This is a genomic window from Ruminococcus sp. NK3A76 (genome assembly GCF_000686125.1).
Lineage (GTDB): Bacteria > Bacillota > Clostridia > Oscillospirales > Ruminococcaceae > NK3A76.
On sequence record NZ_JMMA01000002.1, the window covers coordinates 3035324 to 3054536 of the forward strand.

Annotated in this window: 22 protein-coding genes; 10 read left to right on the forward strand and 12 right to left on the reverse strand. The window is 47.8% G+C overall.

Annotated elements, in window-relative coordinates; genetic code table 11:
- Positions 1-37 precede the first annotated feature (37 nt).
- Complete coding sequence (locus tag CD05_RS0114065; protein WP_028511014.1) at positions 38-1522, forward strand: leucine-rich repeat protein; 1485 nt, start codon at positions 38-40, stop codon at positions 1520-1522.
- A 25-nt stretch (positions 1523-1547) separates the two neighbouring features.
- On the opposite strand, the gene CD05_RS0114070 is transcribed toward CD05_RS0114065, so the two are convergent.
- The 5 genes from CD05_RS0114070 to CD05_RS18865 form a co-directional block, all read right to left on the reverse strand.
- Positions 1548-1772 (reverse strand): DUF1653 domain-containing protein, encoded by a 225-nt coding sequence (locus CD05_RS0114070; protein ID WP_242841272.1) that lies wholly within the window; start codon positions 1770-1772, stop codon positions 1548-1550.
- A gap of 449 nt (positions 1773-2221) precedes the next feature.
- Complete coding sequence (locus CD05_RS18855) at positions 2222-3586, reverse strand: fibronectin type III domain-containing protein (protein WP_037323040.1); 1365 nt, start codon at positions 3584-3586, stop codon at positions 2222-2224.
- Positions 3587-3726: 140 nt separating this feature from the next.
- A complete protein-coding gene (gene rsmG, locus CD05_RS0114080) occupies positions 3727-4431 on the reverse strand; it encodes a 16S rRNA (guanine(527)-N(7))-methyltransferase RsmG (protein ID WP_028511016.1) in 705 nt (234 codons plus the stop codon).
- A 64-nt stretch (positions 4432-4495) separates the two neighbouring features.
- Positions 4496-4831 carry a hypothetical protein gene (locus tag CD05_RS18860; RefSeq protein ID WP_198021600.1) on the reverse strand — a complete coding sequence of 112 codons (336 nt, stop codon included), beginning with the start codon at positions 4829-4831 and terminating at the stop codon, positions 4496-4498.
- Entirely contained in the window at positions 4777-4992 is a 216-nt protein-coding gene (locus tag CD05_RS18865; protein WP_051589043.1) for a sigma factor, read from the reverse strand. The genes CD05_RS18860 and CD05_RS18865 overlap by 55 nt, the downstream gene beginning before the upstream one ends.
- A 313-nt stretch (positions 4993-5305) precedes the next feature.
- Between CD05_RS18865 and CD05_RS0114095 the strand changes: the two genes are divergently transcribed.
- From CD05_RS0114095 to CD05_RS0114105, 3 genes are read left to right on the forward strand one after another with little or no spacing between them, the layout of a single operon-like run.
- Complete coding sequence (locus tag CD05_RS0114095; protein ID WP_028511018.1) at positions 5306-6781, forward strand: alpha-L-arabinofuranosidase C-terminal domain-containing protein; 1476 nt, start codon at positions 5306-5308, stop codon at positions 6779-6781.
- Positions 6778-7029, forward strand: coding sequence for a DUF6171 family protein (locus CD05_RS0114100; RefSeq protein WP_028511019.1), 252 nt, complete (start codon positions 6778-6780; stop codon positions 7027-7029). Before CD05_RS0114095 ends, CD05_RS0114100 begins: the two co-directional genes overlap by 4 nt.
- 24 nt (positions 7030-7053) lie before the next feature.
- Positions 7054-7344 carry a hypothetical protein gene (locus CD05_RS0114105; protein WP_028511020.1) on the forward strand — a complete coding sequence of 97 codons (291 nt, stop codon included), beginning with the start codon at positions 7054-7056 and terminating at the stop codon, positions 7342-7344.
- A gap of 244 nt (positions 7345-7588) precedes the next feature.
- Here the strand turns inward: CD05_RS0114105 and CD05_RS0114110 are convergent, their stop codons facing one another.
- From CD05_RS0114110 to CD05_RS0114150, 7 genes are all read right to left on the reverse strand, one after another.
- Positions 7589-7780, reverse strand: coding sequence for a DUF6472 family protein (locus CD05_RS0114110; RefSeq protein ID WP_028511021.1), 192 nt, complete (start codon positions 7778-7780; stop codon positions 7589-7591).
- Positions 7770-9662, reverse strand: a complete 1893-nt coding sequence (gene mnmG, locus CD05_RS0114115; RefSeq protein ID WP_028511022.1) for a tRNA uridine-5-carboxymethylaminomethyl(34) synthesis enzyme MnmG — start codon at positions 9660-9662, stop codon at positions 7770-7772. Before mnmG ends, CD05_RS0114110 begins: the two co-directional genes overlap by 11 nt.
- A gap of 328 nt (positions 9663-9990) precedes the next feature.
- A complete protein-coding gene (locus CD05_RS0114125; protein ID WP_037323045.1) occupies positions 9991-10608 on the reverse strand; it encodes a TIGR04100 family radical SAM protein in 618 nt (205 codons plus the stop codon).
- Positions 10609-11044: 436 nt separating this feature from the next.
- Positions 11045-11170: a polysaccharide deacetylase family protein gene (locus CD05_RS21195; protein ID WP_242841273.1), complete on the reverse strand. Its 126-nt coding sequence runs from the start codon at positions 11168-11170 to the stop codon at positions 11045-11047.
- Between the two features lie 47 nt (positions 11171-11217).
- Positions 11218-12165, reverse strand: coding sequence for a TIGR01212 family radical SAM protein (locus CD05_RS0114140; RefSeq protein ID WP_242841274.1), 948 nt, complete (start codon positions 12163-12165; stop codon positions 11218-11220).
- On the reverse strand, positions 12162-13049 hold the full coding sequence (locus CD05_RS0114145) for a hypothetical protein (RefSeq protein ID WP_028511025.1): 888 nt from the start codon (positions 13047-13049) through the stop codon (positions 12162-12164). The genes CD05_RS0114140 and CD05_RS0114145 overlap by 4 nt, the downstream gene beginning before the upstream one ends.
- 30 nt (positions 13050-13079) lie before the next feature.
- Positions 13080-14450, reverse strand: coding sequence for a hypothetical protein (locus CD05_RS0114150; RefSeq protein WP_028511026.1), 1371 nt, complete (start codon positions 14448-14450; stop codon positions 13080-13082).
- Positions 14451-14735: 285 nt separating this feature from the next.
- Here CD05_RS0114150 and CD05_RS0114155 point away from each other — a divergent pair, with 285 nt between their 5' ends.
- The 6 genes from CD05_RS0114155 to jag all read left to right on the forward strand — a co-directional run bounded on the left by CD05_RS0114155 (position 14736) and on the right by jag (position 19028).
- A complete protein-coding gene (locus CD05_RS0114155; RefSeq protein ID WP_028511027.1) occupies positions 14736-15665 on the forward strand; it encodes an NAD(P)-dependent oxidoreductase in 930 nt (309 codons plus the stop codon).
- Positions 15666-15944: 279 nt separating this feature from the next.
- Positions 15945-16079, forward strand: a complete 135-nt coding sequence (gene rpmH, locus CD05_RS0114160) for a 50S ribosomal protein L34 (protein ID WP_028511028.1) — start codon at positions 15945-15947, stop codon at positions 16077-16079.
- An 86-nt stretch (positions 16080-16165) separates the two neighbouring features.
- Positions 16166-16513 (forward strand): ribonuclease P protein component, encoded by a 348-nt coding sequence (gene rnpA, locus CD05_RS18870; protein WP_037323048.1) that lies wholly within the window; start codon positions 16166-16168, stop codon positions 16511-16513.
- Complete coding sequence (yidD, locus tag CD05_RS0114170) at positions 16510-16761, forward strand: membrane protein insertion efficiency factor YidD (RefSeq protein WP_028511029.1); 252 nt, start codon at positions 16510-16512, stop codon at positions 16759-16761. The genes rnpA and yidD overlap by 4 nt, the downstream gene beginning before the upstream one ends.
- A gap of 23 nt (positions 16762-16784) precedes the next feature.
- Positions 16785-18179: a YidC/Oxa1 family membrane protein insertase gene (locus CD05_RS20070; RefSeq protein WP_028511030.1), complete on the forward strand. Its 1395-nt coding sequence runs from the start codon at positions 16785-16787 to the stop codon at positions 18177-18179.
- A gap of 48 nt (positions 18180-18227) precedes the next feature.
- A complete protein-coding gene (gene jag, locus CD05_RS0114180) occupies positions 18228-19028 on the forward strand; it encodes an RNA-binding cell elongation regulator Jag/EloR (RefSeq protein WP_028511031.1) in 801 nt (266 codons plus the stop codon).
- Positions 19029-19213: the final 185 nt, after the last annotated feature.

The following is a 19213-nucleotide window of genomic DNA, read 5'->3' on the forward strand; positions in this document are numbered from 1 at the left end:
ATAATAACAGCCGGTATTATAAAAAGGAGTGTTTTGTATGCTTAAGAAGATATTATCATCAGCCCTTGCACTGTGCATGGTTTTCGGTACTGCGGCGGTATTGCCGGAGGGGGCTGTGGAGCTTGGCTCGGATATTGTGGCGAGTGCAAATGATGAGGACGATTATGAAGATGAAGAATACCAAGAGGAAGAAGTCTTGGTATTTGGTGATTATACTTATGGTTTACGTGATGACGGTTCGGTTATAATAAAAGAATATAATGGAAAAGCCCAAACGTTAAGAGTTCCGTCAGAGATAGACGGAAAAAAAGTAACCGCCATAGAAAGCTATGCATTTGAGAATACTAGTCTTACAAGTATAATACTGCCTGAAACTATAACGATCATAGATGCTATGGCATTCAATGATTGTAAAAACCTGAAAAGCATTACTTTGTCTGATTCAATTGAAGATCTGACAATGTATGCCTTTTACGAATGCTCAGCTCTTGAAAGCATAAATATGCCCAAATGCTTAACTAAGATCGGTATAAACGCATTTTTAGGATGTACAAAGCTAAAAAATGTAGTGCTTCCAAGTGGTTTAAAGACCATTGACGGAGGTGCATTTTATGAGTGTAAGAGTTTTACAGATATCGTGATACCTGACGGTGTTACTGCAATATCGGATTATGCATTCTTTGATTGCAATAATCTAAAAAGTATTGAGATACCGTCAAGTGTTACCCAAATAGGTGAAAAGGCAATAGGATATATCTTCGGGGAAAAAACAGACAGATTTACGGGAGAAATATTGAAAAATCCCAATACTGTTATCAAGTGCAAATCCGGTTCTGCCGCCGAAAAATACGCCAAAGAAAATAACATCAAATATGAACTCTTAGACAAGCCTGCCCACACCCATTCCTACACCACCAAGGTCATAAAGCCCACCTACGACGCACAGGGCTACACCCTCCACACCTGCTCCTGCGGTGACAGCTATAAGGACACCTACACTGCAAAGCTTGTCCGCACAAGTATCGCAAAGGCTACAGTAAGCAGTCTTTCCAACAAGACCTACACCGGCAAGGCTATCAAGCAGACCCCTGTAGTCAAGCTCTCGGGCAAGACGCTCAAATCCGGCACAGACTACACCGTAACCTACAAGAACAACAAGGCCGTAGGTACTGCGACTGTCACCATAACCGGCAAGGGCGCATACACGGGCACAGTCAGCAAGACATTCAAGATCTGCCCCAAGAAGACCACCCTCAAATCTGTAAAATCACCCAAGACAAAGCAGCTCAAAGTCACCTACAGCAAGGTCGCAGGCGTGACCGGGTATCAGGTTACTTACTCGACAAGTGCTAAATTTACAAAGGCGACTACCAAGTCTGTAAACGTCAAGGGCACTTCCAAGACGATATCTAAGCTGACAAAGGGCAAGACCTACTATGTCAAAGTCCGCAGCTATAAGACAGTCGGCAAGACAAAGTTCTACAGCGGATACAGCGCAGTCAAGAAAGTCAAGGTAAAATAACAAAAAGGGAGGCATCAGGCCTCCCTTATATTTTTTCAAACCTTTTCCTGCCGCTGCCGTCTGAGGCGGGCTCGTTCCACATATCGGCAGGACGCACCCAGATGCCGCCCTCGCCGTAGAGCGCTTTGTACACGACCACCGTTTCAAGCGTCTCGGTGTGCTTCGCTATTGCCAATACTTCGTATTCATTCCCCTTGAAATGGCGGTAGCGCCCGAGGGGTATCTCTTTCATTGCCTGTTCAACGGTCATAGTGTTCCTCCTTTGTCAGAAGCTGAGTGCCTTTGCAAACGCCTTCATCTCGTCAAGCGTGGTGTCCTTGTCTGCTGCAAAGTGCTGCTAAAAATGCTTTTTTATGGCTGCCTCCTCCTTTTTTTCTCATTATACACCCGATGCCAGTAAATGTCAACAGCCGGTAAACAAAAAGGGCAGACGCTTAAGCGCAGGCGCAATGAAGAAGTTTAATGGGCAGAGCTTTGTTCAGCGCCTGCTAAAAGAAGAAAGAATAAAGAAAAAAGAATAATGAATAATAAAGGTATCGACCTGCGGTCGATGATCAAAAATATCATCGCCGAAGGCGATACCTTTATTTTTATTTCTTATTTATTCTTTCTTCTTTATTATTTTAGCAGTGGCGCATATATAGCCTGATATGCAAATACTTCTTTACCGCCACTGCGCTTATGTCTGCCCCGTGATGCTTATTTTACCTTGACTTTCTTTACAGCCGAATATCCGCTGTAATACTTCTTGCCGTCAACTGTCTTGTAGCTGCGGACCTTGACATAATATGTCTTGCCCTTGGTGAGCTTGCTGATAGTCTTGCTTGTACCCTTGACGTTTACCGACTTTGTGGTAGCCTTGGTAAACTTCGAGCTTGTCGAGTAAGTCACCTGATACCCGGTCACGCCTGCGACCTTGCTGTAGGTCACTTTCAGCTGCTTGGTCTTTGGAGATTTTGCAGTTTTGAGGGTGGTCTTCTTCGGGCATATCTTGAAGGTAGCCTTGACTGTGCCTGTGTATGCGCCCTTGCCGGTTATGGTGACTGTAGCCGTGCCTACTGCCTTATTGTTTTTGTAGGAGACTGTATAGTCTGTGCCTGCTTTCAGCGTCTTGCCGGCGACTTTTACTACAGGGGTCTGCTTGATAGCTTTGCCGGTGTAGTGGCGGTTTTTAAGACCTGATACTTCCGCATAGTTTATGCTTTTTTTGGAAGACCATATCAGGTTCTTTCCGTCTTTGCTGTAAAGCGAACCGTCAATTGACGAAAAATACTTACTACCTTGTCCGACTTCTATTCTTTTTAAGCCCATAGGTTTTACACCCGGGTAACTTTCAAATGCTAACACATTTATTTCTGATAAGCTGTCGGGCAGTTTAATTCTTTTAAGGTTTGTACACCCCTGAAACGCATATCCCTCAATGCTCTTTAAGCTCTCGGGCATCTTTATGGTCTTGACATTTTCACAGCCGTCAAACGCCAAGGGGCAGATAACTTCTATGCCTTCAGGTATCGTTACATTTTCAGGTGCGACCGCAGGAAGACAGCATATGAGCATTTTGGTATCTTTACTGTAAAGCAACCCGTTGCTGAAAACAAAAGCACTGTTCTCTTTGCCCAAATTAATTGTTTTAAGCTTTTTACATTTGTCAAATGGGTAATCACCGATTATTTTCACACTGTCAGGTATTGTTATACTTGTAAGGTTTTCGCAGCCTGAAAATGCGCCTTGGATAATTTCTGTGATGCCATCAGAGATAGTTATGCTTTCGACCTCATTATGGAAGCCAAAGGCAAGATAGCTGATCTTTGTAACTCGTTTACCATTGATGACCGAAGGTATAGTTACAGACGCCGTATCCTTTTTCGTATATCCGGTTATAATAGCAACACTGTCATCGTTTGATGAGTATTCGTATTCAAAGCCGTCATATGTATCGGTGTATACATAATCCGCCCTCGCCTCTATCTGCGTGCCAAACTCCACAGCCCCCTCCGGCAGCACCGCCGCCGTGCCGAATACCATGCACAGCGCAAGGGCTGATGATAATAATTTCTTTACCATAAAATAACACTTCCTTCATAATTAATGTAACTTTATTATAGCATATATAATTAAATTCTTCAAGACGAATTTATCCAAAATACTACTTGTAAAACTGTGAAAATCAAACAAAAACCGCAGACTCACAGCCTGCGGTCTATTTATTTAACTATCTTCGCCTTTGCCCTCGGATATTTTGCAGGGGTCTCGCTTACCTTGCGGACGACGATTAGCGTCCTGCCGTCGCCGTTAGGGAGAGTGTATTCTGTCACCTGCTCGGTCTTGCCGCCGAGGCGCTTTATGGCTTCCTTTGCTTCACCGAGCTCCTCAGCGCCGCTGCTGCCCTTAAGCGCTGTAAACGCACCGCCCACCTTTACAAACGGCAGGCAGTATTCACAGAGCACATACATCGGCGCTACGGCTCTTGCGCAGGCTATGTCAAAGCTCTCACGCAGCGCTGCATTATGTCCGCCGTCCTCCGCACGGGAGTGTATGCACTCAGCCGAGAGGCCGCAGCTTTGCGACAGCTCCTGCAAGAACTTTATGCGCTTGTTCAGGCTGTCAAGCAGGGTCAGGGATATATCGTCCCGCATTATCTTTAGCGGACAGGAGGGAAAGCCTGCCCCCGTGCCGACATCTATCACCTTAGCGCCCTTAGGCACCTCGCACAGCGTGAAGGGGTAAACGCTGTCATAAAAATGCTTGAGCGCTATCCCCTCCGGGTCGGTAATGGCGGTGAGGTTTATCTTTTCGTTCCAATCCACGAGCATTTTTGCATACTCGCAAAAGTAAGCATACTGCCCGGGGGTTATTGTCATTTTGCCCTTTTCAAACAGAGCAGAGAATTCATTTTCGGGTATAAGCATGGCGGTCTCCTTTTTAAAACATATCACTTATTACTTTAGATTATACATCATCGCAAGTGAAATGTCAATCAAATACAAGTGTGAATCCATCATATTCGATATCAGGGTCGCCATAGGAGGTCATGGTCTTTTCAAGTGACTGTTCAAGCAGCGGATCGTTTTTTAATACGCTTTCAAGCCCTGCGCTGACTGTCACTGTCATAGTAAACTCATCACCAGCCGTGTACTGTGCGGTGTTACTGTCGATAATTTCGGTGCCGTTACTGTCTGTCCTTACACCTATAAGCTGCACATCATCGCCGATAGCGTTGTATTCTTTCCACGCTGCAAAGACATTCTGCGGTGTCATTTCCATAAACTCGACAGCAGCTTCGGTCTGTGCGGCGGTATGGCATTCCATGTGCCGAGATACCCGTCATTCACGCACTCCTCAGCGTCCTCACGGGCTGAAAGAATGTTCTTGGCAATGCTCATACAGTAATGCCCGTATTTAGTCTTAGTCTCATCAATTGCTCTTTCATCACGCTCCCAGTAAAGCGCTACTATGTCCTTGTCTTCCATCTGCCATGCACCTCGCTTTCGTGTCTTCTATATATATACACAACTTTTATGCTCATTTCTTACGCTGTTTTTACGCAGCCAATTATAACACAAATTCACCTTTTTTGACAAGTATGATCGGCAGACATTTTTGCAGCCGCACTGATAGCTGCCGGCGCTGCGGCAGATGCTACGGGCAGCAAGTGACAGGCAGCCTTCAATTTTTATGAGAATATTAAATCTTTCACACAGGTGATTTTTGTCTTGCTATCACGGGGAAAATATGCTATAATAACAGCAAGCTATTTTAAAAATCTTAAGGAGGGCTTTTCCAATGAAGGCACTGAAAATGACTATCAACACACGAGACAAAAGATCGCACATAAACCGTGAGATCTACGGCAACTTCACCGAGCACTTAGGCAGATGCATATATAATGGTATATACGTCGGTGAGGACAGCGAGATACCCAACACAAGGGGTATCAGAAACGACATAGTAGAGGCCTTCAAGGAGATAGGTATGCCTGTGCTGCGCTGGCCGGGCGGCTGCTTTGCAGACGAGTATCACTGGCGTGACGGCATCGGCGAAAAATCACAGCGCCCGAAGATGATAAACACCAACTGGGGCGGCGTGACAGAAGACAACAGCTTCGGCACGCACGAGTTTTTTGACCTGTGCGAGCAGGTGGGCTGCGAGCCTTACATAGCAGGCAACGTCGGCAGCGGCACTGTTGAGGAGCTCTCAAAGTGGGTAGAATACATGACCTCCGACAGCATATGCCCCATGGCAGACGAAAGGCGCAAAAACGGCAGAGACAAGGCATGGAAATTAAAATACTTAGGCATCGGCAACGAGAACTGGGGCTGCGGAGGCAATATGACGCCCGAATACTATTCCTCGCTTTACAAGCAGTTCCGCAGCTTTTGCAAGAACCACAGCGGCAACGAGCTCTACCCGATAGCCTGCGGCCCGAGCTCCTCAGACTACAACTGGACAGAGGTAATGATGAAGAACCTCAAAGGCGCTTACGGCTGGCAGGCAAAGGGTCTTGCGCTGCACTTTTACTCTATACCCGACTGGAACAACAAGGGCAAGGCGACAGAGTTTGACGAGGAGGACTATTACAGGCTTCTCGGCACTGTGTATTTCACAGACGAGCTGCTAACACGCCACACCGAGGTCATGAACCGCTACGACCCCGAGGGCGAGGTAGCGCTTATAGTTGACGAGTGGGGCAACTGGTTCGATGTTGAGGACGGCACAAACCCCGGCTTCCTTTTCCAGCAGAACGCCATGCGTGATGCTATAACCGCAGCTATATCCTTAAACACCTTCAACGCTCACTCAAAGCGTGTTAAAATGGCAAACATAGCACAGGCAGTCAACGTGCTCCAGTCGGTGATACTCACCGAGGGCGAGGCGCTTGTCAAGACACCGACCTTCTATGTATTCAAGCTCTTCAAGGGTCATCAGGAGGGCGAGCTCGTTTACAGCCACATTGAAAACGAGACTGTAAGCAGCTTCAACGTGCCTGCTGTTTCGCAGAGCGTGTCGGTAAAGGACGGCGTGATGACAGTTACTCTTTCTAACTGCTCGCTTACAGAGAGCTATGAGATAGAGGCTGACATATTGGGCTTTGATGCAAAGACAGCAGATGCTGAGATAATAACTGCCGAGGTACACGCCTTCAACGACTTTAACAAGCCCGAGCAGGTGACAGCAAAGGCTTACGATGCGCAGATAGTTGACGGCAGGCTCAAGGTAACTCTCCCTGCCTGCTCGGTAGTTGCTGTCACGGTAAAATGAGTGTGATATGCAGGCGATGCCTGCTTGAAGATATGCAGGGTGATGAGCTCTACCGCTCGGTGCAGGAGCGCATTTCCCTGTTGGACGAGTCAGTCAGGACAGACAAGCGCACCTACGCCGAAAGGCTTGAAAAGTGCAGAAGCTGCGACGAGCTGACAAACGGTATGTGCGCTCTTTGCGGCTGCTTTGCCGAGCTTCGTGCAGCGAAAAAGGATATGCACTGCCCCGGTAAACAGAAGCTGTGGTAGTGCGGCCGGTCAACAGGAGACATTATGAAAACAAACATCATTCGCACACTTTCCGTTGTAACAAATCTGCTTATCGGCGCAGTTTCGGTGATATTCTATGCTGTGTTTTACGGCTTTGTTTTCGACAAAGAAGATGTAAAAGACCACAGCATTCAGCTCGGCAGTTTCACGCTGCTTATGTGGCTTTTCATACTGCTTGCGCCAAACCTTTTATTCAGGATACTTGGCTTGGACAAAAAGCGTGATATGCTCACTTTTCAGCTTATCCCGTTGATTGTCGGGGCGGGCGTATATACTCTTTACAGCGTATTCTGATTTTACAGAATTATTTAAGGCAACACCGCACGAAGATTGTGCGCAAATTGCGCAGTCAGCTTTTTCGTCAGATTGCACAGATTTTTCGAAGGAATACTACCGTATTTCAAGGAAAAAATGTGTAATATGACGGAAAAGATGCAAGTAAGTTGCGTACAAAGCCTTCAGGCGGTCTTTGTGCGGTGTTGCCTAAAAAAAATAAGGCGATGCTTTTGCAAAAAGAAAGCATCGCCTTGTTGTATTTTCAGTTTTGTTTTCTTACCACGCCGTACTCATCATCGAGCCTGTAATAAGGGCAGACGTAGTCGGAATGATTGAGCAGCCTGTAGTATTCGTCCTCGTCTAAGTTGACAAGGCAGGTGTATTCCTCGTAGTCCTCGTCGTAAACGAAGTTTACACAGGAATTGCAGTCGGTCGAGCGTTTTTTAGCCGTCATTCCTGCCGCCCCTTTCCTCGTGCGTCAGCCATATCAGCAGCACATTCACATCGGCAGGGTTTACCCCCGATATCCTGCTTGCCTGCCCGACTGATAACGGGCGCATCTTGTTTAGCTTCTCGGCTGCCTCTAACCTCAGGCCTGTCACTGTGCTGTAGTCGATGCCCTCGGGCAGCTTTTTCTCCTCTAACTTTCGCATAGCCTCGACCTGTTCGAGCTGTATCTTGATATAGCCCTCGTACTTGATGTTGAGCTCTGCCTGCTCCTTTACTTCATCGGGCAGCTCTTTCCGCTCGGGGTCAAAGGGTCTTAGTCCCTCATATGTCACCTCGGGGCGCTTTAACAGCTGCGAGAGCTTGATGCCTGTTGACAGCGGCTCTGTGCCTATGCTCTCCAAATACTCGTTTATGCCGCTGTTTGGCGAGAGGTTTACAGTTTTGAGCCTTGCAGTCTCTTTTTCAATAAGCTCCTTCTTTATAAGGAACGCCTGATATCTTTCATCGCTTATAAGCCCAACCCTGTGGCCGTGCTCGGTCAGGCGCAGGTCAGCATTGTCCTCACGCAGGAGCAGGCGGTATTCGCTTCGTGATGTAAGCATTCTGTATGGGTCAGAGCAGCCCTTTGTAACAAGGTCATCAATAAGCGTGCCTGTGTAGGAGGAAGCCCTGTCGAGCACGAGCGGCGGCTCGCCCTTTATCTTCAAGGAAGCGTTTATGCCGGCGATAAGCCCCTGTGCGGCAGCCTCCTCATAGCCGGAGGTGCCGTTGAACTGCCCTGCGCCGTAAAGCCCCTCGAAAGCCTTGAATTCAAGTGTCGCAAGCAGCTCGGTCGGGTCGCAGCAGTCATATTCTATAGCGTAGGCGTTACGCATTATCTCGACGTGCTCTAAGCCCTTTATCGTGTGCAGAAAATCAAGCTGCACCGCCTCAGGGAGAGATGAGCTCATTCCCTGGAGATAATACTCCTCAGTGTCAAGACCCATAGGCTCGATAAACAGCTGATGTCTCGGCTTGTCAGCAAAGCGCATTATCTTGTCTTCAATAGAGGGGCAGTAGCGAGGGCCTATAGCATCTATTCGCCCCGAATATATAGGCGAGAGGTGTATATTGTCCTTTATGACCTTGTGCGTCTCGGCATTTGTGTATGCAACATAGCAGGAGACGGTGTTTTTAAGCTCCCCTGTCGTCTCAAACGAGAATGGCTGTATCTTCTCATCGCCGTCCTGTCTTTCCAAAAGCTCAAAGTCGATAGAGCGCTTGTGTACTCTTGCAGGCGTGCCTGTCTTGAAGCGGCGGATAGTCATTCCCTGAGCCTTTAAGCAGTCGGTGAGCTTTTCGGCAGGGTTTGTCGCATCAGGGCCGCTCTTGTAGGAAACAGCCCCTACGTGTATCATGCCGCCGAGGTAAGTTCCGCTTGCGATTATAGCCGCCTTGCACTCATACTCAGTGCCGAGCTTTGTGCGCACGCCGACGACCTTTTTATCCTCAAACAGTATATCGGTTATCTCGGCCTGCTTAAGGTAGAGATTATCCTGCTTCTCTATTGTGTGCTTCATAAGGTTATGGTAAGCCACCCTGTCTATCTGCGCACGCAGGCTGTGAACAGCAGGGCCTTTGCCACGGTTTAGTATCCTGCTTTGCAGGAATGTCTTGTCCGCCGCCTTGCCCATCTCACCGCCCAGAGCATCTATCTCACGCACGAGATGCCCCTTGGCAGTACCGCCTATAGAGGGGTTGCAGGGCATATTAGCAACACCGTCGAGCGTTATCGTAAAGAGCGCCGTTTTAAGCCCGAGCCTTGCTGCGGCAAGAGCCGCCTCGCACCCTGCATGGCCTGCGCCTATTACGCATATGTCGAAATATTCACGTTTTAGTTCAGTCATTTTTATTCAGTCCTTAAAAGCTATTGACATTTTTGTTTTTTCGTGCTATAATTATAGACAACAAAGAGGCGCTCGTGATAAACGGTCTGCCTCCAATGGTTTAGTTATTATGTAATAACCGCCTTATGTGGAAGTGAGGCGGTTATTTCTTTTTATTGCTGTAAATATCAACAACAAGAGCTATGATGTTTGTTATAAGCAAGAGCAATGTCAATACTTCGATAACACTCATCTTTTCTCACCTCCGTTTCCGGAGGAAGATCAAAACCGCTTACCGTTTTACGAACGCCTGTGACCATTATACGACAGGCGTTTTGTTTTGTCAAACTTATCCGCTTATATACTCCCTCACCCTGAGCCTTATGCCTGCCTTGTCTGCAAGCTGGCGTGAGAGCTCTATCTTGTCCTCACCGATAACATCAACTACCGTGAACATCACCTCGGGAACGTACTTCTTTACCTCCTGCGCAAACTCAAACATCGCAGCAAAGCAGTCAACGTCCTTGAAAGAGGGGCGTGTCACCTCGTCATACTCCTCCTTGGTGGGGGCATTTAGACTAACAGAAACGCTGTCAAGCCTGCCCTTGAGCTCGGGCTCTATGCGCCTTTTGTTTATGATGTTGCCAAGGCCGTTGGTGTTGAGCCTTGTTTTGATGCTGCTGATGCTCTTTATATAGTCAGCAACTCTGAGCATAGTTTCAAGCTCACAGGTCGGCTCGCCGTAGCCGCAGAAGACCACCTCGCTGTATTTTGCAAGGTCTCTTGTCTTTATGCTCTCAATAAGCTCATCGGCGCTCGGCTGATGCTCAAGCCACAGAGGGTCAGAGCCGTAAGCCCCGTCGCCGTTGTTTCTTATGCAGAAGGTGCAGTTGCAGGGGCATTTGTTTGTCACGTTGACATAAAGTCCGCTGCCCACCTCGTAGGTAAGTGTCATTGATCTTTTCATTTTTTATCTTCCTCTCAAATTTATTGACAAATGCGTTTTTGCGTGGTATAATATAGATAACAAAGAGGTGCCTGCGGCAAGCGGTCACCCCCTGAAGTCAATTATTATGTATAATAACCGCCTTATGTAGGAGTGAGGCGGTTATTTCTTTTTGTTATTATAGATCTCAACAAAAAGGGCTGAAATGTTTGTTATGAGTAACAGCAAAGTCAGTACCTCGATAACGCTCATTTTTCCTCACCCCCTTTCAAAAGATCGGGGGTTATATTTGACCGCCTACGCTATGTAGAGTTTTATGGTTTTGCTTGCAAAATCGCCGATGAAATCGGCGAAATAAAACTCTGGAGTGTCCGTAAGGACACTCCATGCACCTGTTGTATATTATACCACAGGTGCTTTGTTTTGTCAATTTATGGCTGTGCTGCCATTGATATACTTATCTGCCGATAAACATGGGCTCTGTAAACGTCACGCACCTTATCCCCTTTTCGTTGAGATAGTCTGCTATCGCAGGGGTGTTGCCTGATGCTATGTCATCTATCGTCAGAACTGCTTTTATCATAATATCGCCGCCTCCTTTTTTCAGGCCGGTCTTATGCAGGAATGTGCTCACCTTGCTTTGTAAGCTGCCCCCTGCCGGCTGTCTCGTCTTGCAAGCTCCATGTCTATCCCGTTAAGGACTGACCTCTTGTCGGTGCTCCATTTCGGCGCTATGAGCTCATCCTTTGCGCCGTCGCCGGTTATCCGCCCTATCACGAACTCCTCCGGGAAGAGCTCTATCTGGTCGCAGACGGTGTTTATGTAGTCGTCCTTCTCCATAGCCGCAAAGCCGCCCTCTGAATACATCCTGGCAAGCCTTGTATTTTTGAGTATATGCAGAAGGTGTATCTTCACCATGTGTATATCGAGCCCTGCTATCTCGCTTGCCGTTTTGAGCATCATCTCATGTGTCTCACCCGGCAGGCCGTTTATTATATGCACGCATACATTCACGCCGTTTTTTCGCAGCAGCTCATAGCCATTAAGGAAATCATCGTATGTATGGCAGCGGTTCATGGCTTTTGCCGTGCTGTCATGCACCGTCTGCAAGCCAAGCTCGCAGACAAGGTATGTCTTTTTAGCATACTCGCCGAGCAGGGCGCATTTTTCAGCATCAAGACAGTCAGCCCTTGTCGCAATGCTTATGCCTGCCGCATCGGGCAGAGCAAGCGCTGTACTTAGCATACGGTCAAGCGTGGCAATGTCGGTGTAGGTGTTAGACCCTGCCTGAAAGTAGGGTATGCACAAGCCCCCTTGCCACTTTTTCTCCATGACCTCTCTGACTTCCCTGTACTGCGAGAGTATGCTCTGCGACGGGTCGCCTGCAAACTCGCCGCTCAGCCTGTCCGAGCAGAATGCGCAGCCGCCCACGCCCTTGCTGCCGTCACGGTTGGGGCAGCCGATGCCGATATTTAGCGGCACCTTATACACCCTCCTGCCGAAGCGGTGCTTCAGGTAGTAGTTGTAGGTGTGGTATCTTTTATTGTCGTCAGAATACCGAAACGCCGGGCGCATCATTCGAGCTCCTGGTCTTCGTCTGTCTCGGGCGGCTCGGTCTCTGCCGATGTATCGGCAGCAGAAGAAGCGGTCGCCTTAGTTGTTGCCTTAGTTGTTGCCTTTGTGGTGGCCTTAGTTGTAGCCTTGGTAGTTGCCTTCGTGGTCGCCTTGGTGGTCGTTGTCTTCGGCGGCTCGGTAGGCGCAGTCGTCACCTTGGTGGTGATATCAGGTGCGGTGTTCTTGGTGGCCGCTGTAGTTGTCGAAGCCTCGGTGGTCGTGGTGGTGGTCGTCGTCCAGCGCTCAGGCTCGGTCGAGGTCATCACCTTTACAGCCGTTGTGACAGATGTGGTGGTCTTTTTAGGCTTCTTGGTCTTCTTTGTCTTCTTGGTCTCCTCGGTGGTGTCCGCAGGCTTTTCTGTCACCACCCTTGTCACTACCTCATGAGGGTCGGTGTCGTTGTTCCTGCTGCCGGGCACGGGTGTCTCAGCCATTCTGAAAGCATTGTCGGGGCGGTCATGCTCCTCATCGTCCTCACGCTCCATAAACTCGTTGCCGATGCCGCAGAACCAGTGCAGGTTGTTGTCCGCCCTGATTATCTCCTCCCTGAGCGAGAGGTGGCTCACAACGTCCTCCTCCAGCGCCCCGAAATACTCGCCCGACATGAAGTTGTCCTTGTCAAGCTGCTGAGTCTCGTTGAGGCTTGTGTAGTCATTTTCTCTGAGCACGAAAACTATCATCGCACAGAAAATGACCGTCAGCGTCAGCACGGCAAGGTTTATAAAGCAGCACTTGCCCTGCTCCTCGCTCTCGCTTATCTTGCTTATCTGCTCCTCGCCCCTCTTGTCCTCGGGCATCTCGGGTGCGCCCTCGGGGGTGAGGTATTTATCGTAATACTTGAATGCCATTGCTATTACCTCTTTATATAATAGGCAGCCTTACATCTTGCCTACGGTTATCATCGCTATGCACATAACGAAAAGTATTGCTTTTATCGCCGTCTTTGTCACCTCAACGAAGGTGTAAAGGCCTGACGACCTGCTCTGTATCTTTTCAAGACCCTTTGTGACGAGCCCTCTTGCCGCAGGCAGGAAATATATGATGCCGACGATAAAAATGAAAAGATTTGAAAAAAGGACCTCTTTGAGCTGCTTCGAGAGGAAATACTTATCCCCGACACCCACGAGCCCCAGCGCCCACTTGCGCCAGCCGTACATCGTGCCGAAATACACAGCGCCGAATATCAGCATCGAAAGCACCGTCAGATAGCTAAATCTCACCGCCGTGGGGAGCTTTCTCAGCTTGTCGCCGAATATCATCTCAAGCACTACCACCGCACCGACAGCCGCACCTGCGATAAATGCAGGCTTTGAGAAGCTGTACCACGCAGCGACGGTCATACAGCAGATGAATGCCGATATCGCATGGAGTATCTTCTTGTCCCTGAAAGGCGAGCAGACAGCCTCCGAGAAAAAGCCTGTTACAGAGCTGTTATATCCCCTGACGAGACCTGTGAAGAGCTCCTTGCTATCAAGGTCGTCAAAATTGCTCTTGTAGGTAAAGCCGTTTAAAAGCCCCATGCCCATGCTCATCTCGCAAAGGCCCGAAAGGGTGAAATATGCATTGCCGAAAAACGCCGCCATGCCGAGCCAGCAGCCTATCAGCGTCATCTCACCAAAGTCGAGCCCGGCGTTTACGACAAGCTGCAATGCGTGCCCTGCCAGAACTACCTTTGCAAGACCTAAAACTATATGGTCAAAACCCGAGCTTAGCATCTTGCCGGTGGGCTTGCGCTCTCTTATCTGCGGTTTAATATCCTTATATCTTACAAGCGGCCCGCACATCATAAAATGGAACGAGGCCATGTATGTCAGCAGGCATAAGGGGTTCTTTTCCGGCTCCTCGCCCATATATATATCATATACATAAGAGAAGGCTCTGAGCACATAATAACCCATAGCAAAGGGTATGAGCGTGCTCTTTACCGTGAGCTTATCGGGCAGGCTTATGACATCTGCTCTGGTGTAGACTATGAATATCGCTGCGTTGAACAGCATATCGAGCATAAGGAAAAACGCCGCAGCTGCTTTGCTTTTGCTCCTGAGCCGCCCGACTGCGAGCCCCATCGCCCAGTCAAACAGAAATGAGAGCAGTATAAGCAGGCAGGCCACCGGCCGACCCCACGATATGAATATCAGCCCTGATATTATCAGCACCATATTCTTGTACTCGGCGCTCTCGTCAAAGAAGGAAAATATTACCGAAAGCGGCAGCAGCGCCAGCAGGAAAAACAGATCAGTGTATAACAATTTTTTATTACTCCTTTACACACATAAAACGGCAAAGAACGTTAAATAATTTTACCATACTATGCAATTAGCAAATTTTCATATAAATATTTTATCACACTTCACAAAGTTAAGCAAGCATTTTTATAAATAAAGTCAAAATTTTTTGAAAACATCTATAAAGTATTTGCAAAAATAAGAAAATGTGTTATAATATTGTATGATAATCGGGTATAGTCTGTACATTTTATATAAGATATGCAGGCAGATTGCCCGTGTTATTTTAGCGGAGAGGGAGTGACAGACTTGGCATCAGTCTTAATAACAGGCGCAAGCGGGATGATAGGTATGTATCTTACGTCTGCATTACTTAAAAAGAAACATAAAGTATTCGGCGTGGATATCAAGTCAAATGAGTTTATCGGGGCTGACCCGAACTATACCTTCGTTCAGTGTGACGCAAACGACAAGGATCGTATAGTAGACACAATAAAATCAAACAGCATCGACACAATAGTTCACCTTGCCTATACCGTTGATAATGATCTCGACCAGTATATTACTGATCTTGAGCTCAAAAACTCCAAGACGACGGATAAGTTCATCTATGCCGCTGCAAGAGATGCAAGAGTAAAGAATTTCATACTTGCGAGCACTACGCAGGTGTACGGTCTGCAAAAGGGCAGAGAGCCTATAAGAGAGACTACATCTGAAAAGGGCAACAGCAACTACAGCGACCTTAAGCTCACAAGCGAGAAGCTCATGCAGAAGGAATTCAAGAAGGGCGATGTTATATCGGTTATAATGAGAATAGCGCCCGTGTATACATCAGAGTATACCCAGAACCTGCTCGACAGAGTCTATGACGCCAAGGAAGACGTTGCTTTCATCTTCAATGAGGGCGACTACGGCTTCAAGTTCTGCTGCGTGTTCAACGTTGTGGATTTTATCTGTGCTATCATCGCAGGCCCCCAGGGCAGATACGAGGGCATATACAATATCTGCGACACTAAGATCACCACTGCCAAAGATATAATCGACCACGAGCGTGAGCACCACAGGATAGGTGCGGTCGTTCAGAGGAGCCCGAATATGGGTCTTTCCATTTCAAAGAGCAAGGCCAAGACGGATTACAGATACTTCGACCCGTCAAACACCTTCATGAACTGGAACTACGACAACACCAAGGCTCAGAGAATTTCTCCCTTCAGGTGGAATTTAGGCAATACAAAGTAATATTTTACCGCCGTCCTGTGTGGGCGGCGGTTTTTGCGCCGAAGGGGTCCGGGGGCGACCGGAAAGCCCCCGGCAAGCGCTGCCATATACATAATTAATAGTGCAGCGAAGCGTTCCCACTCCCTGTATCTCTCCGAACTGTATTGGCAAATTTTAAACATTGTGTGAACGGCCTTGACAAACATCGCTGTATTTGATATAATATTACTCTGTAAGGGTTTCTATAGGTGAAGCCCGAAGTGTCGATTGCCGAGAAGGCAGGCGAAGGGAGGATTTGAAATGAAAAGAACATACCAGCCTAAGAAGCTGCAGAGAAAGAAAGTTCACGGCTTTATGAGCAGAATGTCTACAAGGAACGGAAGAAAGGTTCTCGCAAGAAGAAGAGCTAAGGGCAGAGCAAGACTCAGCCACTGATAAGAATTAAGGACCGAATACCATTCACATATTTGAATAGGTATTGGGTCTTTATTGTTTTATTGGATATGTCGAGGTAGATACCTATGCTTTTTACTGTAAGGCTAAAAGAAAACAAAGGCTTCATGAGAGCCTATAAAAAGGGCTCTTATGTGAGCTGCGGTATGGTCGCGGTGTATTTTTTTGCGAATAATGCCCCGTACAGCAGGCTCGGCATAAGCGTTTCAAAGAAGATAGGCTGCGCCGTTCAGCGCAACCGTGCAAAGCGTATAATCAGGGCAGCATACAGAGAGTGTGAACAGCAGCTGCCTATCGGATATGATATCGTGTTTGTGGCAAGACCCGGCATCGACGGCAAAGGCTCGGCAGATATCACCCGCTTCATCAGATCAAGAGTTATCAAAGAGATAGAGAAAAAAGCAGGTAAGAAATGAAGTATCTGGCTATAGCCCTGATAAGGCTCTACCAAAGGTATATAAGCCCTCTTACCGGGGCACACTGCCGCTATTACCCTACCTGCTCGCAGTATGCGGTCATGGCTTACAAAAAGCATGGCTTTTTTAAGGGGAGCATACTGTCGGCACGGCGTATACTGCGCTGCAATCCGCTATTCAAGGGCGGCGTTGACCCTGTGCCGGAGGAATTCAGGCTGATAAGAATAAAAGAACGTGGGCGCAAATAGCCCCCGTCATTAAGGAGATATATATGTCTGCATTTTTTGGAGTTATAGCGATACCGCTCGGCTGGATAATGAAGTGCTGCTACCTTCTTGTCAAGAACTACGGTATTGCGCTTATTCTTTTTACGATATTAATCAGATTGCTGCTCCTGCCGCTCAATATCAAGCAGCAGAAATCAACAGCAAGAATGGCAAAGCTGCAGCCCGAGCTCAAGAAGCTGCAGAAGAAATACGCCAACAACAAGGAAAAGTATCAGGAAGAGATGATGAATCTCTACGCAAAGGAGAACGCCTCGCCTACAGCAGGCTGCCTGCCTATGCTTATCACTATGCTGGTGCTTTTCGCACTTATCGAAGTCGTATATAACCCGCTTTACTATGTAACGGATATCAATAAGGAAAAGCTCGACGATTCAAATAAGCTCATTTCCAACCTCTACACCGTTTCCTATGAGGTGAGCAAGGCTGAGGATACCGATGATACCACCATTGCCGATATGCTCGCAACTATCGAGAAGGATAACGAGGGCATATCCGAGGCCGACAAGTACAACAAGCTCAAGGACGAGCTTATGGAGTTTGAAAAGATAGAGAAGCTCGAAATGTCCGACACACAGTGGGAAAGAGTTATCGGTGCTATCAAGCTGCATAACGATATCGACACGGATTTCATGCTCAATGAGGATTACATCACAGCAAGCCTTGCAAAGAGCAGGCCTTCGCTTCTCAACTTCAGCTTCCTCAACAAGGCTGACGGCAAGTATGCAGATGTTATCGACCTCGTTGACGATTCAGGCAAGCTGAGAAAGGATATAGACAGCTTTGACTATACCTTCTTCGGCATCAAGCTCGAAAACTTCCCCCAGTGGCACGGCTTCAGCGCTGACAGCGCACTCGTGGCAGTTCCGATACTGTCGTTTGTTTTCCAGCTTATAATGACATTTGTTTCGCAGTATTTCACAAAGAGAAACAACCCCGCAGCAGCAGAGTCTATGGGCGGCATGAAGGTAATGCTCTATGTTATGCCTATATTCTCGCTCGTCATAACATTCAACTTCCCTGTAGGTCTTGGTATCTACTGGGTAATGTCGAGCATTGTGGGTCTTGGGCAGACTGTGTTCCTTAACCTTGTGTACACCCCCGAGCACGTTGAGGAGCTTATCAAGAAGGAAGACGCAAAGAAGAAAAAGAGCGGCAAGAAGTCCTTTATGGAAAGGGCTCTCGAAGCTCAGCAGCAGGGTCTTGAAGGCGCTAAGAAGGCAGCTTCCTCATCGGACGATGACGACGACGATGATGACGATGACAGCCAGGGCGACAAGAAGCTCTCAAAGGCAGAGCTTAAGGAACTGCAGCGCAAAAAGCTCAACGAAGCAAGAAAGCGCATGGCCGAAAAATACGGCGACGAATATAAGGAAGACTAACCGGCAGGCTGAAAAAAGCTCCGTCGGATGAAAGGATAGATAATAGAGATGAAAAAAGAGTTTACAGCCAAGACAGTAGAGGAGGCAAAGGCTCTTGCTGTGGAGGAATTCGGCGTTGCTGAGGAAAAGATAAGCTTCACAGTGATAGAGGAGCCCAAGAAAGGCCTGCTCTTTACTAAGGGAGAGGCAAAGGTAGAGGCAGAGTATGAGATCACCAAGGAAGCAGTAGCAGCAGAGTATATCATCAAGGTGCTCGATAAAATGGGCTTCCATGATGCAAAGGTAGATATCTCCCCCATTGAGAACGGCGCACTGCTCGATATCAAGGCAGAGGGCTTTGAGGAGCTCCTCGGCAAAAAGGGCGAGGTGCTCGATTCGCTCCAGTATCTTGCATCGCTCGTTTCAAACAAGATCAACAGAGACTATTTCCGCATAACAACAGACTGCAACGGTTTCAGGGAAAAGAGAAAGCAGCAGCTTGAAGACCTCGCTGCAAAGATAGCTGCAACTGTAAAGAGAACAGGCAGAACATCTGCTCTTGAGCCGATGAACCCCTACGAAAGACGTATAATCCACGCTAAGGTATCCGAGACTGAGGGCGTAACAAGCCGCTCGACAGGCGAGGAGCCCTACAGAAAGGTAATAATCAGCTCGACTGAAAGACGCAGCGACAGACGTGGCGGCTATAACAGCGACCGCAGAGGCGGCGACAGACGTGGCGGCAGAAGAAACGACCGCAAGCAGAGACCGCACTACGACATAACAACTTCCTTCGAGAAGGACTACAAGAAGCCCAAGCCTGAGGACTCTATGAAATCAGCAGGACTTTACTCCAAGATAGAATTTTAAATAATTCAGACCGCTGTAGAGATACGGCGGTCTTTTTTGTGTGTACCCACGGGCTTTTCGCCTTGCTTACGCAAGGCACGATTTGAAATACGCTTCGCTGTTTCAAATCGGGGGCGGCGAACAATTCATTCTTTTCAGCTCTGTTGTTATCACAGCACTATTGTTCTTTTGTTACTGTGTTCGCC